The sequence below is a fragment of the Paenibacillus woosongensis genome (genome assembly GCF_030122845.1).
In the GTDB taxonomy this organism is placed as follows: domain Bacteria; phylum Bacillota; class Bacilli; order Paenibacillales; family Paenibacillaceae; genus Fontibacillus; species Fontibacillus woosongensis_A.
In genome coordinates this window covers 2910640-2926458 of the sequence record NZ_CP126084.1, presented here as the reverse complement: position 1 = coordinate 2926458, position 15819 = coordinate 2910640, and the positions used below count along the sequence as shown (strand labels likewise).

The following is a 15819-nucleotide window of genomic DNA, read 5'->3' as shown; positions in this document are numbered from 1 at the left end:
TTCATGAATTTATGTGCAGGAGGAAACTATGGATATAGATGCAATGGTACGGCGTATTAATGAATTGGCGCGCAAGAACAAGGCTGAAGGACTAACGGAGGATGAAATGCTGGAACGCGCTCAGCTCCGGGAGACGTACCTTCAGAACATACGAAGAAATTTCCGTCAGCAGTTGGAATCAATCGAAGTGGTGGATAAATAAGGCCGGCCTATAGGTCCGGCTTTTACATATGAGTAAGGAGGTTCAAATCTGTGGAATACGCATATCTTGGCAAAAGCGGTTTGGCTGTATCACGGCTATGTTTGGGAAGCATGACCTTCGGCGGGCAGACAGATGAAGCGGAATCGGCCCGCATGATCGCCGCCTTCTTGGATCAGGGCGGCAATTTTATCGATACGGCCGATGTGTATACCGAAGGACGCTCTGAGGAAATCGTCGGCAAGTACATTAAAGACCGCCGTTCGGAAGTCATTCTCGCTACGAAGGTTCGGATGCGTACATCTCCGGACGTGAATGGCTTCGGAGCTTCCCGCAAGCGAATCATGGACGGAGTGGATGCGAGTCTGAGAAGGCTGGGTACGGATTACATCGATCTTTATCAAATTCACGTCTGGGATGCGGATACGCCAGTTGAGGAGACGCTGAGAGCTCTGGATGATCTGGTGACCTCCGGCAAAGTGCGTTACATAGGCTGTTCGAATTATTTGTCATGGCAATTAATGAAAAGCCTGGGCATCAGCGATTTCAGAGGGTACTCCCGCTATATTTCTTTACAGCAGCAGTACAGCCTGGTGAACAGGGAAGCGGACCGTGAGCTGGTCTCCTTATGCGCTGAAGAGAAGGTCGGCATCATTCCATGGGCTCCGCTTGGCGGCGGATTCTTGACCGGCAAATACCGCCGGGGCGAAACGCCGAGTGAAGGCCGCCTGGGAACCGCCAAAACAGGAGAAAGCAGTTGGCAGTACCGCGCAGAGGATAAGAACTTCGCGATTCTGGATGCCGTATTGGCCGTAGCGGAAGAAACGGGCAAGACCCCTGCACAGGTCTCTCTCAATTGGCTGCTGGAGCAGCCATGCATCACGTCTCCGATTTTCGGTGCGAGCACATTCGCACAATTCGAAGAGAACATGGGTTCGGTCGGCTGGAGACTGCCGCTGGAGCTGCGTCAACGCCTGAATGAAGCAAGCGCGTTGCCCGATGAATATCCCGCCCGGTTCCTGAACAAATTTAGGAGAAATATTTAAATCATCTAGGAGGAAGATGGATGGCTTCATTTGACAGAAAAATTGAACGCAATCAGATGAAATTAAACAAGAAAGGGAAGAACCCGCAGGGCAATAAGGCCGGACGAACTGGCACAGGAAGCAGGATGGGAGTCCGGGGAGACGGGGATATTTTTAAAGGCCGAAAAATCATCCTTCCGTTACTGCTCATTTTGCTGGCTGGATTGTATGCAGGCGTTGCATTGGCAGGCGGCAGTGCTGAGGTAAGCACAACGATGTTTTGGCTAACGATCGTCCTTTACGTCATTTTGGCCATAGCATTGTTCCTCAACAAGCCCTATTTGCGGATCAATAAAAATTATTTGTTCACGGCCAAGTTTAACCGGGACCGGATGCTGGAAGCGGGGCAAATTAGCAAAATCACAGCGTCTCCAAATAAAATCACCATTACGCCGAAGGCGGGCGGACAGAACTGGGTGTTCTACCGTAAACGAAATTTGTTTAATACGCCAGCTATGGCAGAACGGCTTGAGACTTTTGCGAAAACACATAAAGTGGATTTCGTTAAAGAATAAACAATTTATCGGGAGAAGAGAGGACAAGAGAACGAATGACAATCAAAGCGGTTTGTTTCGATTTGGATGATACCTTGCTATGGGACGAGCGCAGCGTAAGAGAGGCTTTTTTGGAAACCTGTTTGCAGGCTCAAAGAGCGGTTGGCACCGATCCGGCGAAGCTGGAGGAGGCCGTTCGCAAAGAGGCTAGAGTGCTGTATGAATCGTATGAGACTTTTCCGTTTACCAAAATGATCGGGATCAATCCGTTTGAGGGGCTATGGGCTCATTTTTCGGCGGGAGAGCAGCCTGAATTCCGCAAGCTGGAGCAGCTGGCTCCCGTGTATCGCAAGGAATCCTGGCGCCGCGGCTTGCTTGCTTTAGGCGTAGACAACGAGGAGCTTGCTGCGGAGCTTGCCGAACAGTTCGGCAAGGAAAGACGTTCCCGTCCGCATGTGTACGAGGAGACGTTCCAGGTTTTGAAGGAGCTGAAAGGCAAAGTTAAGCTGCTTCTATTGACCAATGGCTGTCCGGCACTGCAGCAGGAGAAGCTGGATGGGGTTCCGGAGCTTGCGCCATTTTTTGACGAAATTATTATTTCCGGTGCGTTCGGCAAGGGGAAACCGGATTCTACAATATTCCGGCATGCCCTGGAGCGGCTAGGAGTTGAGGCGCACGAGGCCATCATGGTCGGGGACAAGCTTACTACGGACATCATTGGTTCGCTTGGTGTAGGCATGACTGCAGTATGGATCAATCGTGTTGGCCATACGCGTGACGACCAAATCGTTCCAACTTATGAGATTAAGCACTTATCCGAGCTTCATGATATTATTGCTGCGAATTAGCCATTTATAAAATAATAAGCAAAAGCTGCTTCCGGTGTCCCATAGGGGATCGAAAGCAGCTTTTTTGGATTCAAATTGGGTTTATGCCTTTTTGAATGTAGGATCATCATAAGGGTGAGCGATCCAGCCATTCTCTTCGACGAAGAGGCGGACAGCCACGACCTTGCGTTCGTCTGTCAAGGTGAAGAAATGGGCTGTATTCTCCGGTACGGAGATAAGATCTCCAGGCACGAGGTTCACGTCGAAATAACCTGTATCTTCATCGCCTTTAATGATAAATGTTCCAGCGCCGGCAACGATGACGCGAATTTCGTCCTCCGTATGCGTGTGCACCTGCTCAAATTTGGCGAGTAATTCCTCGATGTTCGGTGTCGCTTCGCTGAGTGTGATGACATCCCATGTCCGGTACCCGCGGCGTGCGACTAAATCTTGAATTTCCGCATCAAAGGTGTTCAGAATTTTGCTTTTTTGTTCGTCGGACAACGTGAAATTGTTCTGGAGCTCGGCAGGCAGCTTACTCACATCCCAATGCTCATAAATGACTTCGTATTGACTCAGAAATTCCCGAACATTATCGTCCCCTGAAATAATTTTGTTCGTGTTTCTTATTCTGATTTCCGCCATAGGATTACCCCGCTTTCAAATGGATATGATTGCATTATATCCGATCCTTACCCCGGTTGTCGACACTTAAATTCAGCTGGGGCCGAGCTGGTTGAACTTAGTCCGTAATAGGGTTTGCACACTCATGTAAATTGGTTTGATCCTTTTCTTTAACGCTTTGTTCTGTTAAACTAAATGTTAATGTTTTGTGGGAGGGATTTAGAACATGAGTAAGCCTAGCCTTGAGTCCAGAATGAAAGAACGAATATTGATCCTCGACGGTGCCATGGGTACGATGATTCAGCAGGAGGATTTATCGCCGGCCGACTTTGGCGGTGAAGAGCTGGACGGCTGTAATGAAATGCTCGTGCTCACCCGTCCTGACGTGATCCAGGGGATTCACGAGAAGTACTTGGAAGCCGGAGCAGATTTAATATCAACGAATACATTCGGTGCGACATCCGTCGTACTGGCCGAATACGATATACAAGACAAAGCACGCGAAATTAATCTGGCGGCTGCGCGTCTGGCGCTCGCCGCTGCCGAGAAATACAGCACGCCTGAACATCCGAGATACGTGGTCGGAGCGCTCGGTCCGACGACGAAGACGTTATCTGTTACTGGTGGAGTTACCTTTGACGAATTGATCGCCAGCTATGAAGAGCAGGCACTCGCGCTGGTTGAGGCGGGCGTAGACGCCCTGCTGCTGGAGACGTCGCAGGATACGCTGAACGTCAAGGCGGGCAGCATCGGTATTTCCCGCGCCTACGAAGCTGCGGGCAAGAAGCTGCCGCTTATGATTTCGGGTACGATCGAGCCGATGGGCACGACGCTGGCCGGACAGAACATTGAGGCGTTCTATATTTCGCTGGAGCATTTGAAGCCGATTTCCTTCGGTCTTAACTGCGCTACAGGACCGGAATTCATGCGGGATCACATCCGAACTTTATCCGACATGTCAAGTGTGGGGGTGAGCTGTTATCCGAACGCAGGGCTGCCGGATGAGAACGGCAAATACCATGAATCGCCGGAATCGCTGGCGATGAAGATGGGCGCCTTCGCGGAGCAGGGCTGGCTGAACATTGCCGGAGGCTGCTGTGGAACGACGCCGGATCATATCGCTGCGCTTGTGAAGACGATGAGCCAGTATGCTCCAAGGGAAATGAACGGCAAGCATCCCGCAGCTGTGTCCGGAGTAGAGGCCGTATATCTTGAGGAAGACAACCGGCCGATTATGATCGGCGAACGAACGAATATTTCCGGATCCCGGAAGTTCAAGCGACTGATCAAGGAAGAGAAGTTCGATGAGGCTTCGGAAATTGCCCGTTCCCAGGTGAAGGGCGGGGCAATGGTTATCGATATTAACCTGCAGGATACAGATATCGATGAGGCCTATGCTGTTAAAAATTTTTATCCGATGGTCACGAAGAAAATCAAGGCACCGATCATGATCGATTCTACCTATGATCATATTATTGAACTGGCGCTGAAATATTCGCAAGGTAAAGCGATAATTAACTCTATTAACCTTGAAGACGGCGAGACGAAATTCCAGCAGATTGTTCCGCTTATTCACCGTTATGGCGCGGCTGTCGTCTGTATTCTCATTGACGAGCGTGGACAGGCCGTATCCCGTGAAGCGAAGATGGAGGTTGCTTCGCGCGCGTACGATTTGCTTGTGAATAAATACGGCATGCAGCCGGAGGACATTATTTTTGACCCGAATATGTTCCCGGTAGGCTCGGGAGATCCTCAATACATCGGCTCTGCTGTGGAGACGATTGAAGGCATTCGGATGATCAAGGAGAAATTTCCGAGAGCGAAAACGATCCTTGGTCTGAGCAACATCTCCTTTGGATTGCCAGACGCCGGCCGCGAGGTGCTCAACTCCGTTTACTTGTACCATTGTACGAAAGCCGGTCTCGATTATGCGATCGTCAATACGGAGAAGCTGGAGCGTTATGCTTCGATTCCCGAGGAAGACCGGAAATTGGCGGAGGAGCTCATTTTCAACACGAGCGACGAGACGCTGGCAGCCTTTGTGGCTGCATTCCGGGACAAGAAGGTTGAGAAGAAAGCCAAAGCCGACAATTTGACGCTGGAAGAGCGGCTTGCCAATTACGTCGTGGAAGGCAGCAAGGAAGGGCTGATCTCTGATCTGGAGGAAGCTCTGAAGAAATACAGCCCGCTGGAGGTCATCAACGGACCGCTGATGGCGGGGATGGAAGAGGTTGGCCGCCTGTTCAACAACAACGAGCTGATCGTTGCAGAGGTGCTGCAAAGCGCTGAGGTGATGAAGGCCTCGGTCGCTTTCCTGGAGCCGTTTATGGAGAAGAACGAATCCTCGGTGAAGGGTAAAATCCTGCTTGCTACCGTAAAGGGAGACGTTCATGATATCGGTAAGAATCTGGTTGAGATCATTTTGTCCAACAATGGTTACCAAATCATTAATTTGGGTATAAAAGTACCACCGGAGCGTATTATTGAAGCTTATCGCGAAGAGAAGCCGGATGCGATAGGCCTCTCCGGACTGCTTGTGAAGTCCGCGCAGCAAATGGTATTAACTGCTCAGGACCTGCGCAACGCAGGGATCGAGGTGCCGATTCTAGTTGGTGGCGCCGCGTTGACCCGGAAATTCACGAAGACGCGGATTCGTCCGGAGTATGACGGCATGGTCATTTACGCCAAGGACGCGATGGATGGCCTCGACTTAGCCAACAAACTTATGGATCCGGTCAAAAGAGAAGAAATGCGCCTGGAAATGGACGCAGAGCAGGAAGCCGAGGGCAGCGTTGCCGTGGCAGTCAAGGAACTGCCGCAGCTGACGCGTGTTCAAAGATCGAACATCTCGACCGATGCCCCGGTGTTCACACCGCCGGATCTGGAACGCCATATCCTGCGCAATTATCCGATAAGCCATATCATTCCTTATATCAATATGCAAATGCTGCTGGGACATCATTTGGGATTACGCGGCTCCGTCGAGCAGCTGCTAGCTAAAGAAGATTCCAAAGCGGTTCAGCTGAAGGAAACCGTCGATCAAATTCTGTACGAAGCTGTCACCGACGGGATCATCCAGGCTCAGGCGATGTATCAATTCTTTCCTGCGCAATCGTCCGGAAACGAAATCATCATCTATGATCCGCAGGATCATACGAAGGTGCTGCAGAGATTTGACTTCCCGCGTCAGCGCGTTGAGCCGTACCTCTGTCTGTCCGATTTCCTGAAATCCGTCGACAGCGGCATCATGGATTATGTGGGCTTCCTCGTCGTTAGCGCCGGGCAAGGCATTCGGGACCGTTCCGAGAAGCTGAAGGAGCAGGGGGATTACCTCCGCTCTCATGCGCTGCAGTCCGTTGCTCTGGAGGTAGCCGAAGGGCTTGCTGAACGGGTTCATCATATGATGCGCGACACGTGGGGCTTCCCTGATCCGCAGGATATGACGATGAAGCAGCGTCTCGGTGCGCGTTACCAAGGTATCCGGGTATCGTTCGGTTATCCGGCTTGCCCTGACCTCGAATATCAAGGTCCTTTATTCCAGCTGATGAAGCCGGAGGATATTGGAGTAGAGCTGACGGAAGGCTTTATGATGGAGCCGGAAGCATCGGTATCTGCCATGGTATTTGCTCATCCGCAGGCCCAGTATTTCAACGTCGACAAAGCCTAGTAATACTTCGCAAAACCCTCCGTACCCCGGAGGGTTTTGACCATAGAATTGGCAACTACACCTACAGCTCAAAGGAGAGAGAAGAATGGAGCTTTACTTTTTGGGAACTAATGCAGGCGTTCCATCTTTGGAGCGTAACGTGACCTCGGTCGCCCTTCGCATGCTTGAAGAGCGCCGGTCCTTCTGGCTGTTTGATTGCGGAGAAGGAACGCAGCATCAAATTCTTCGTTCTCCTCTCAAACTCAGCAAACTGGAGAAGATCTTCATCACACATCTGCATGGGGACCATTTATTTGGTCTGCCGGGGCTGATCTCCAGCCGCGCCTATCAGGGCGGTGAGGATCCTTTGACGATTTATGGACCGCGAGGGCTTAAGCAATATATTCATACCAGCCTGGAGCTGAGCGAGTCGCACATCAGCTATAGCCTCGATATTGTCGAGCATGACGGAGGAATTGTGTTCGAGGATGATTCGTTCAGGGTAGAAGCCTCATTGCTGGAGCACCGGGTAGCCAGCTACGGATATAGGATTACGGAGAAGGATTTGCCCGGCAAGCTCGACACCGCCACAATGGAGAGCTACGGCATTCGTCCTGGGCCGCTCTATGGCAAATTAAAGCGCGGCGAGAGCGTGGAAGCTCCGGACGGACGGATCCTCCACGCCTCCGAAGTACAGGGCAAACCGAAGAAAGGAAGAATCATCACGATTCTAGGAGACACCCGTCCATGCGGCTCCGTACTGCCTCTAGCACGAGATGCGGATGTCCTGGTTCACGAGTCGACGTTTCTTCATGAGATGAAGGATACGGCGCATACTTATTTTCACAGTACGGCCCGCCAGGCCGCGGAAGCGGCCCGTGAAGCGGGCGTCAAGCGCTTGTTCCTGACGCACCTGAGCTCGCGTTATAAATACGAGGATCAAATCATGCAGCTTGAACGCGAGGCGCAGGAAATATTCCCGGACGCCGTAATCGCTAGAGAGCACGTATTGTACGGGATAGAACGGACATCAGGCTCATAAATATTTTCCGGGAAAGCGCAGGAAATGACAGGCCGCTTCAAAGTTTGCTAAGGACACGGCGAGGGCAGGTCCCCGCTTCGATGCCTTTCGACTTGATGTGGTTCTATTTTACGGAATGAGCATACAAAATAGGCGGGAAATTTGCTTCCGCTTTGTTTTTCTATGTAGAATAAATAGAAGCAAACATTACGGGAGGGTGCGGATTGAAGAAAATTCCTTTTGTTCTGCATGGCTTTGGTACAATCGCGAAGACGCATATCGTTGCGCTGCGGACACTGCCAGTTCTTAAGAAAACTCCATTTGTGCCGGTGCTGGACACATTAGTGACACGGAAACCGGATGTACATAAAGAGCAAGCCTTAGCCATGGGTTTTGCGCACATCACGGACGACATCGAGGAAGCGGTAAGCCGGGAATCGGTGGCTGCGGTCAGCGTATGTACTCCAAATGCCCTGCATCCCGAGAGTATTCGCGTGGCTGGCGATGCGGGCAAAGCACTTTACTGCGAGAAGCCGATTGCCGATAATTATTATGAATCCGTGCAAGCGGCGGATCAATATCCCAAGCATTTAACTGCACAGGTTGCGCTAATGTTCCGCTATCATCCGGCCGTTCAGCGGACTTCCGAGCTGCTGCGGCAGCAGAGCATCGGCCAGGTGCTGCAGTGTAAAATATCTTATCTTCGCTCCGGCTATCTGGACCAGGAACGCCCTTTCAGCTGGCGGGTCAGCAGCGAACTGTCCGGCGGCGGGGCCATTACCGATATTGGAGTTCATGCGCTTGATCTCATTTGCCACTGGTTTGGAGATTTAGCGCAAATCGGCGGTACAACGGAGACTTTCGTAAACGAACGCCCCGCTCAGTCGGGGGACGAACGCAAAGTGGCTATTCAAGTCGATGATTGGGCGGCCATAAATTTTGAGACGGTTACGGGTGTCCGTGGTATGGTGGAGGTGTCGCGCATAGCATGGGGAAGCGATGCCTTTGCGGTTCAGATTGTCGGGACCAAAGGAAGCATCGTTATGGATTTGGAAAAGGATGTTATTCCGCAGGTTCACCTGCTTCGAGGCGCGCTCACCCACATGCCTGAGCCTGTAGGCCTCAAACTTCTCCCTGATGCTAAGGCCACGATGGGCGTATTCGTCGATTCCCATTTTGCCGCGCTATATCATTTCATGCTGAGACTTGCCGGAGATGATGAATTTGCAGGGCTGGCACCTACGCTTGCTGACGCGCTGCGCGTAGAGAAATACGTTGATCAAGTGCGGAAGAAGGAGTGGGAGCGTTGACGAACTGGAAGGCATATCTGATTGACCTGGACGGCACGATGTATCATGGAAATCGCATGATTCCCGGGGCCGATCAACTAATTAATGCAATGAGATATAATGAAATCCCCTATTTATTCGTAACCAATAACTCCTCGCGTACGCCCGCTGACGTAGCCGAGCATTTACGCCAATTGGGCATACCCGCCGAGACGGAGGATGTATGTACGTCGGCTGTGGCTGCCGCAGAGTATATTGCAGGCCTGCAGCCCGGAGCTAGGGTAGCGCCGATTGGGGAGCATGGATTGATTGAGGCGTTGAAGCGGGCCGGGTTGACCATCGATTCGGAGCAGCCTGAATATGTGGTGCAGGGCATTGATCGCTCCTTTACCTATGAGAAGCTGGCTCAAGCCGCTAGGTGGATTACAGGCGGGGCGAAATATGTGCTGACGAACCCGGATTTGCTGCTGCCGGGTCAGGATGGCTTAATGCCGGGGGCAGGGACCATTTCCGCGGCGATCGTAGCGGCTTCTGGCGTACAACCGGTCACCATTGGGAAACCGTCGGAAATTTTGATGAAGCATGCCATGGACCGTTTGGGCGTACGTCCTGATGAGGCCGCGGTAATTGGCGATAATATGTATACGGACATCTCAGCCGGAGCCCATGCGGGGTGCGGCACCATACTGGCGTTGACCGGAGTGACGACCCGCGGCAATTTGTCTGAGCTTCAGGCAAAAACCGGAGTGAGGCCGGATCAAATTTGCGACAGCTTGGCCGATGTTCAGTCTCTGGTCGTCAGTTCGCTGAAATCAACAAGATAGGTTAATGAGATAGAGAAGGGAAAGATGACAATGCCGGAACTGCCGGAAATGGATAATTATCGAATTCAGCTATCCAAGCATATTTTGGATTTGCCTATAACAAGAATCGCAATTCACCGGGAGAAGTCGGTAAATCTGGAGCCTGAAGCTTTTACGAATGCTTTGCTGGGCAGACAAGTTATTTTTATTGAGCGGCGGGGCAAACATTTACTGTTTCATTTGGACAACGGCCGCCGGCTCTTGCTGCATTTGATGCTTGGCGGACTTTTGTACCTGGGCACTTTGGAGGACCGTCCGAACCGCAGCACGCAAGTCGAGATTTCGTTCGAAGGCGGCATGGTGCTGTATTTTATCGGCCTTAGACTAGGTTATTTGCATTTGCATACCGCAAAGGAAGCGGAGGAGCTGCTGTCGGATTTGGGCCCGGAGCTGCTCGACCGAAAAATGAACGAAGAGAAGTTCAAAGCGATTTTCAGCAAGCGACGGGGCAGCCTGAAGACCGCGCTCGTAAATCAGGAAATCGTTGCCGGAATCGGCAACTGCTATGCGGATGAGATCGCGTACGCGGCTGGATTGCGGCCATCCGCCAAGCTGCAAAATATGAGCGAGGACGATTTGTCTGCGCTATATCAAGCGGTTCGCGACGTTCTGATCCACGCTACCGAAGCAGGGGGCTATATGGAGCTTCCGTTGACAAAGGATGACAAGCTTACAGGCGGTTTCAATGACCTATGCCAGGTGTATGACCGGGAAGGGGAAAAATGCTACCGCTGCGGGGACGAAATCGTCAAGACCGAAATTGCCGGCAAAAAGGTTTTCTACAGCCCGGGCTGTCAGCATGACCGCTAAGAAGCCAATCGTCGGCGGGCATCTCAGCATCCGCAGCGGATATGCGGGAGCCGCACAACTCGCGATTTCGTCCGGTGCAGGCGCGTTTCAGTATTTTCCAAAAAATCCGAGAAGCTTGTCGGTGAAAGATTTTGACCGCCAGGATGCCGAGCGCTGCCGCACGCTTTGCGAACAGCACGGAATACGGTCTGTGGCCCATACTCCCTATCCGAGCAATTTGGCGGTCGATTTGCATGCAGCGCCTGATCAGTTTGCAAGAACCGTTCGTTCGCTGCGGAATGATCTTGAAATTGCAGAAGCATGCGGATCTATGGGAATAATTGTCCATTTTGGTACATTTAAGACTGGAAACCCCTTACAAGGTTATCAAAATATTATACAATGTATAAATAAGGTGCTGTCCGGCTGGGAAGGCAAAGCTAAGCTGCTTATTGAGAATCAGGCCGGTGACCATGGAGACATGGGCATGACCTTGGAGGAGCTGGTTCAGATCCGTAAGCTGTGCCAATCGCCCGAACGCATCGGCTTTTGCCTCGACACCTGCCATGCCTTCGCTTCGGGAATGTGGGTCGGGGAAGCTGACAATATCTTTGCCCGCAAAGCGGCCGAATTGGATTATTGGAGCGGATTAACCGTAATCCATCTCAATGATTCCAAATATCCAGCACATTCACGGAAAGACCGGCATGCCCGGGTTGGGTCGGGCTACATTGGCGAAAGAGGCTTCCGTAAGCTCCTGCAACTCGATCAGGTGCGGGGAATACCATGGATTTTCGAGAGTGAGAAAGGCGAAGATGGAACCTATAGAGAAGATATGGAACGGGTGAGGCGGTGGGTGAAAGCCTGGTGCTGAAATTCCGCGGGAAAGGACGAAGAACATTGATTCATGTGTATATGGATGATTTGCGGCGTTGTCCCTCAGGGTTTACGTTGGTTAGGACCGTCGATGAGTGCATAGAGCTTCTGCGGATTTCCGAAGTCGACATCTTGTCGCTGGATTACGATATGGGGCCGGGCGAGAAGACGGGGGCCGAGGTGGCTGCAGCCATCGCGCGGGAAGGATTGTATCCAAGAGAGATTTTCTTGCATACATCAAGTATGGCCGGGAAAAAAAGCATGTACGAAATTTTATACCAGAACAAGCCGGAGTGCGTTATTTTGCATAATGGACCGATTCCATTTGAACGCCTGGATGAAATCGAGGGCATGGCTAGAAGAAGTGCCCGCAATTAGATGAGTTCACTTTAAGGCCGTGCTGGATGGCGGCCATTACTTCTGGGGGTTTTGCGTTGAGTAGTCAAGATATTTCATTAAGCGGATCAGGTGAGGCGACAAGCCCGGAGAGCCAGTGGATCTGTACAGCCAATCACGGCTTTGCGCCGTATGCGCAAGAGGAGCTTCGCCGATTATTCGGTGCGGTGAAAAGTACCGTGCTGATACCAGGAGAAGTGCTTCGCGTAACGCTGCAGGAACCAGCAGAACGTGTGATTGCTGCGATTTCGGAGAGGCCGCCTGTTTTTCTGAGACATATATTCCAAATTGATTGGGAATGGAACGGACTCGGACAAGATGAGTTTGCGGAGGGAATGGAGAAGCTAGCGGCAAATGCGCTTTCCGACCAGCGGCTGAGAAATGCGGCAAAAATTGCCGTACAGCCTAGGAAAACTGAGAATTCGCTTTGGAGCGGTCCCGCAGCAGAGCTAAAAGATCTGATCCAAAGCAAATTAAGCGGCTTGAACGCAGACTTCGTCGTTCGCGATGCCGAATATATCCTCTCGGTGTTCGTAGGGAAAGAGTCCCTCTATGCCGGAGTATCGCGGCCGGCTGATAATATTTCAGACTGGAACGGCGGTGCTGTGCGCTTTCAGCGGGAGGAAGGGCAGATATCCCGGGCGAAATTCAAGCTGCTCGAGGCCGAGCTGGTCTTCGGCGTTGATTTTACGGCGTTTCGCGAGGCGCTGGATATCGGTGCCGCTCCCGGGGGCTGGACTTCTTTTCTGCTAGAGCGGGGGCTTAGTGTGACGGCGGTGGATCCAGCCAAAATGCACCCATCGCTGCTGAATGCTCCGAATTTAACCATACTTAGAAAAAATGCCGGCGAAGTGAAGCTTCGGGAGCATCAGTTCGATTTGCTGGTCTGCGATATGAGCTGGAGCCCAAAGCTGACGGCGAAGCTGGTTAGCGATTTGTTGTATACGTTGGCGCCCGGCGGAACGGCCATCGTTACGGTCAAGCTGTTGAGCAAGAAGCCGATGGCTCTTATTCAAGAGGTGATCGGTATATTTCAGGAGTCTCGTCTGCAGGTGCAAAGGGCGAAACAGCTGTTCCATAATCGGGACGAAATAACACTATATATGATTAAATATTAATATCATTAATTAAAAGGGCGGCAAAAAGGACTTTACAAAACGCCGTTCGATCACGTATACTGGTTCCAAAATTATACAAACAGCCAATAAAGGGAAAGTATCCCATGATTATGCTCCGGCAAGACCGGGCATCAAGCATGGATGCTTTCCCTTTTTTTGCGCGTGGAAGGAGGTTTTCGCTTGCCATTGATCGAGGTGCTGGCTGCCGGCGAAATCATTGCGGGCAGATATAGAATTGAACGCATGATTGGAGCAGGCGGCATGAGCCGGGTCTATCTGGTATCCGATCTGAAGCTGCCTGGCAAAGTATGGGCGATGAAGGTAGTCGCTCCAGCGATGCATTTCAATATTTCTTTGGAAGAGGAGGCGGCGCTGCTAATTGCTTTGGATCATCCTAGATTACCAAGAATTATAGACATCTCTAGACCGTCCGAAACGGGTCACTTGTACATGATTATGGACTATGTAGAAGGAGAGCATCTAGACCGCTACGCGGAAAGGCAAGGAAGTGAATTGACCCTGCCTTCTTTAATATCCATCGGGCAGCAAATTTGCGAAGGTCTTCAATATTTGCACTGCCATGAGCCACCGATCATCCACCGGGATTTGAAGCCTGCCAATCTGCTGGTGGACCAGCATGGGGAAATCAGGTTTATCGATTTTGGAATTGCCCGGAGATACAAGGAGGATCAGGCGGAGGATACGGTGTTGATCGGTTCGGCAGGCTTTGCCGCCCCAGAGCAGTATGGGGGCAGGCAAAGCGATTGCCGGACGGATCTATATTCCTTAGGAGCGGTTCTCCTTTACCTCGGAACGGGGGGAGCGCACAGTGTTTGGTCCGAGGAGGCGGCAAGCGTAATTCGCAGGAATGGTTATGAGCGATTGCTTCCTGTTTTGCAGCGCTTGCTGCAGGCCGAACCCCAGGACAGATACCCATCGGCGATAGAGACTAGCCGGGCGCTATCGTTGATTGCGGGGGCTCGGGAACACGAGGAGGCTGGACGGCCCAAACGCTGCAGCGTGATTGCAGTAATGGGGGCGAGTCCAGGAATTGGGGTTACCCATACGGCAATCATGATCGCTCATGCGTTATCCCGTTACTCCAAGCGTGTGGCTGTCGTTGAGATGGAGGCGGGCGCAGCAGCGTTTACACAACTTGCCCATGCGGTTACAGGACGGGCGAAATCGAGGGCGGATCATGCTTCCGTACCGCAGCGGTTTCGAATTCATGCGGTCGACTATGTACGTCATCCCTCATGGGCTGAGTGGATCGAACTGCTTGCTGAAGGATATGAGTTCGTGATCTGCGATCTTGGTTCCACCGGGCGCAGGGAGTTGATTGAGGAGTTCTCGCGGGCTGATTTGCCGATCCTCGTCGTTTCCGGGGCTGAATGGCGGGAGGAGGAAGCGTTAAGCATCGGGTTTCGGGTTGGCGAAGCCATTCGGCGCAGATGGGTCTGCTTCATTCCCTTGGGCGGGAGGGGGGCACAACGCCGGCTTCGCAAGCATTTAGGCACCGATCGGGTGTATGAGATTGCTGAGGAGAGCGATCCATTTGAGCCTGGTCAGGCAATGGTGGGCGAATTGATGAAAGTATGTTATCCCGAGGCAGCGAAGAGTTCACGGGTGGAAGTGACGGGCTTTGGTTTTAGGAGAAAACGTTGGAAAGGAAGCGGTAACTAGATGTCCAGATTGAGGCAGCGGACAAAGCAGTTGATGATTGCCGGATTGGCGGGCGCAGGAATTGTTGGTCTCCTGTTTGCCGGTTATGCCATATATCAAGCGAGGCAGGTTCATCACATGAGAACTTCTCTTGTTCAAGAGTATGAGAGCAAAATTCAGGAGCTTAAAGAGGAGAAAGAACGCCGATCGGTATCCGGATGGGTGCTTGCCCGGGATATCTCCGCGGGACATCCTATCCGTTCTGAGGATTTAAGAAGAGTGGAGCTTCCCGCGGACAGCGTGCCCGCCAATTTCATGAAGTCTAAAGAAGAAATCGCCGGAAAAAGCGTCAAGATTGCCTTGACGTCACAGACGCTGCTAACACCCGGGTTATTGTACGCGGACGAGCCTACGCCCCATGATCTGCGCTGGAGGGAAATGGGCTTTGTCCAGCTTCCCGCCGCGCTTCAGAAGCATGACGTCGTAGACGTGCGCATTCAATTCCCGACTGGTCAAGACTATATTCTGCTGTCCAAGAAGAAAATTGAGCAGTTGAACGGGGGCTTGGTGACGGTAACGCTGAATGAAATGGAAATATTGTCCCTTTCCAGTGCGGTTGTGGATGCGTATTTGCATAAGGCTTCAATATACGCGCTTGCATACGTGGAGCCGCAGCTGCAGGCAAAGGCCATCCCGACTTACCCGGCAAACAAGGCCGTATTGGAACTGATTAAGAAAGACCCCAATATTGTTTCACGGGCCGAGCATGCTTTATCCCATTCCACAAGGCAAATATTAGAAGCTGATTTGTCCGTCTTGTCGCCCCAGAATGCAGTGGAATTCGCAGGGCGCCACGCCGATCGAAACGCAGAGGCAGCGTCTTCCGGCGATAGTTTCGAGATGGTGCCTAATACGTATTAAGGAGCTGAT

General features: G+C 51.8%; 15 protein-coding genes. 14 read left to right on the top strand and 1 reads right to left on the bottom strand.

What is annotated here, in order from left to right:
• Window positions 1-28 precede the first annotated feature (28 nt).
• Genes QNH46_RS13365 through QNH46_RS13350 form a run of 4 tightly spaced genes read left to right on the top strand, consistent with a single transcriptional unit; the run spans window position 29 to window position 2626 of the window.
• Window positions 29-202, top strand: coding sequence for a DUF896 domain-containing protein (locus tag QNH46_RS13365; RefSeq protein ID WP_074048641.1), 174 nt, complete (start codon window positions 29-31; stop codon window positions 200-202).
• A gap of 50 nt (window positions 203-252) precedes the next feature.
• Window positions 253-1245, top strand: coding sequence for an aldo/keto reductase (locus QNH46_RS13360; protein WP_283924757.1), 993 nt, complete (start codon window positions 253-255; stop codon window positions 1243-1245).
• Between the two features lie 20 nt (window positions 1246-1265).
• Window positions 1266-1799 carry a hypothetical protein gene (locus tag QNH46_RS13355; RefSeq protein ID WP_283924756.1) on the top strand — a complete coding sequence of 178 codons (534 nt, stop codon included), beginning with the start codon at window positions 1266-1268 and terminating at the stop codon, window positions 1797-1799.
• A 35-nt stretch (window positions 1800-1834) separates the two neighbouring features.
• Complete coding sequence (locus QNH46_RS13350) at window positions 1835-2626, top strand: HAD family hydrolase (RefSeq protein WP_283924755.1); 792 nt, start codon at window positions 1835-1837, stop codon at window positions 2624-2626.
• A gap of 81 nt (window positions 2627-2707) precedes the next feature.
• On the opposite strand, the gene QNH46_RS13345 is transcribed toward QNH46_RS13350, so the two are convergent.
• Entirely contained in the window at window positions 2708-3250 is a 543-nt protein-coding gene (locus QNH46_RS13345; RefSeq protein ID WP_283924754.1) for a cupin domain-containing protein, read from the bottom strand.
• Between the two features lie 205 nt (window positions 3251-3455).
• Here QNH46_RS13345 and metH point away from each other — a divergent pair, with 205 nt between their 5' ends.
• From metH to QNH46_RS13295, 10 genes are all read left to right on the top strand, one after another.
• Complete coding sequence (gene metH, locus QNH46_RS13340) at window positions 3456-6896, top strand: methionine synthase (protein ID WP_283924753.1); 3441 nt, start codon at window positions 3456-3458, stop codon at window positions 6894-6896.
• Between the two features lie 85 nt (window positions 6897-6981).
• Window positions 6982-7917 carry a ribonuclease Z gene (rnz, locus tag QNH46_RS13335; protein WP_283924752.1) on the top strand — a complete coding sequence of 312 codons (936 nt, stop codon included), beginning with the start codon at window positions 6982-6984 and terminating at the stop codon, window positions 7915-7917.
• A 203-nt stretch (window positions 7918-8120) separates the two neighbouring features.
• The gene (locus tag QNH46_RS13330; RefSeq protein WP_283924751.1) at window positions 8121-9206 is read left to right on the top strand and encodes a Gfo/Idh/MocA family protein; all 1086 of its coding nucleotides are present in this window, start codon (window positions 8121-8123) and stop codon (window positions 9204-9206) included.
• On the top strand, window positions 9203-10009 hold the full coding sequence (locus QNH46_RS13325) for a TIGR01457 family HAD-type hydrolase (RefSeq protein WP_283924750.1): 807 nt from the start codon (window positions 9203-9205) through the stop codon (window positions 10007-10009). Before QNH46_RS13330 ends, QNH46_RS13325 begins: the two co-directional genes overlap by 4 nt.
• 30 nt (window positions 10010-10039) lie before the next feature.
• Window positions 10040-10858 (top strand): Fpg/Nei family DNA glycosylase, encoded by an 819-nt coding sequence (locus QNH46_RS13320; protein ID WP_213592479.1) that lies wholly within the window; start codon window positions 10040-10042, stop codon window positions 10856-10858.
• Complete coding sequence (locus QNH46_RS13315; RefSeq protein WP_283924749.1) at window positions 10848-11711, top strand: deoxyribonuclease IV; 864 nt, start codon at window positions 10848-10850, stop codon at window positions 11709-11711. Before QNH46_RS13320 ends, QNH46_RS13315 begins: the two co-directional genes overlap by 11 nt.
• Before the next feature lie 29 nt (window positions 11712-11740).
• Window positions 11741-12091 carry a cyclic-phosphate processing receiver domain-containing protein gene (locus tag QNH46_RS13310; protein WP_244996571.1) on the top strand — a complete coding sequence of 117 codons (351 nt, stop codon included), beginning with the start codon at window positions 11741-11743 and terminating at the stop codon, window positions 12089-12091.
• Between the two features lie 71 nt (window positions 12092-12162).
• Window positions 12163-13227: an SAM-dependent methyltransferase gene (locus QNH46_RS13305; protein WP_373870984.1), complete on the top strand. Its 1065-nt coding sequence runs from the start codon at window positions 12163-12165 to the stop codon at window positions 13225-13227.
• A 180-nt stretch (window positions 13228-13407) separates the two neighbouring features.
• Complete coding sequence (locus QNH46_RS13300) at window positions 13408-14910, top strand: serine/threonine protein kinase (RefSeq protein ID WP_283924747.1); 1503 nt, start codon at window positions 13408-13410, stop codon at window positions 14908-14910.
• Window positions 14911-15810 (top strand): SAF domain-containing protein, encoded by a 900-nt coding sequence (locus QNH46_RS13295; RefSeq protein WP_283924746.1) that lies wholly within the window; start codon window positions 14911-14913, stop codon window positions 15808-15810.
• Window positions 15811-15819: the final 9 nt, after the last annotated feature.

Coding starts and splice junctions, on each gene's coding strand:
- QNH46_RS13365 (WP_074048641.1), top strand. CDS start 29: ATGGATATAGATGCAATGGTACGGCGTATTAATGAATTGGCGCGCAAG.
- QNH46_RS13355 (WP_283924756.1), top strand. CDS start 1,266: ATGGCTTCATTTGACAGAAAAATTGAACGCAATCAGATGAAATTAAAC.
- QNH46_RS13350 (WP_283924755.1), top strand. CDS start 1,835: ATGACAATCAAAGCGGTTTGTTTCGATTTGGATGATACCTTGCTATGG.
- QNH46_RS13345 (WP_283924754.1), bottom strand. CDS start 3,250: ATGGCGGAAATCAGAATAAGAAACACGAACAAAATTATTTCAGGGGAC.
- metH (WP_283924753.1), top strand. CDS start 3,456: ATGAGTAAGCCTAGCCTTGAGTCCAGAATGAAAGAACGAATATTGATC.
- rnz (WP_283924752.1), top strand. CDS start 6,982: ATGGAGCTTTACTTTTTGGGAACTAATGCAGGCGTTCCATCTTTGGAG.
- QNH46_RS13320 (WP_213592479.1), top strand. CDS start 10,040: ATGCCGGAACTGCCGGAAATGGATAATTATCGAATTCAGCTATCCAAG.
- QNH46_RS13315 (WP_283924749.1), top strand. CDS start 10,848: ATGACCGCTAAGAAGCCAATCGTCGGCGGGCATCTCAGCATCCGCAGC.
- QNH46_RS13295 (WP_283924746.1), top strand. CDS start 14,911: ATGTCCAGATTGAGGCAGCGGACAAAGCAGTTGATGATTGCCGGATTG.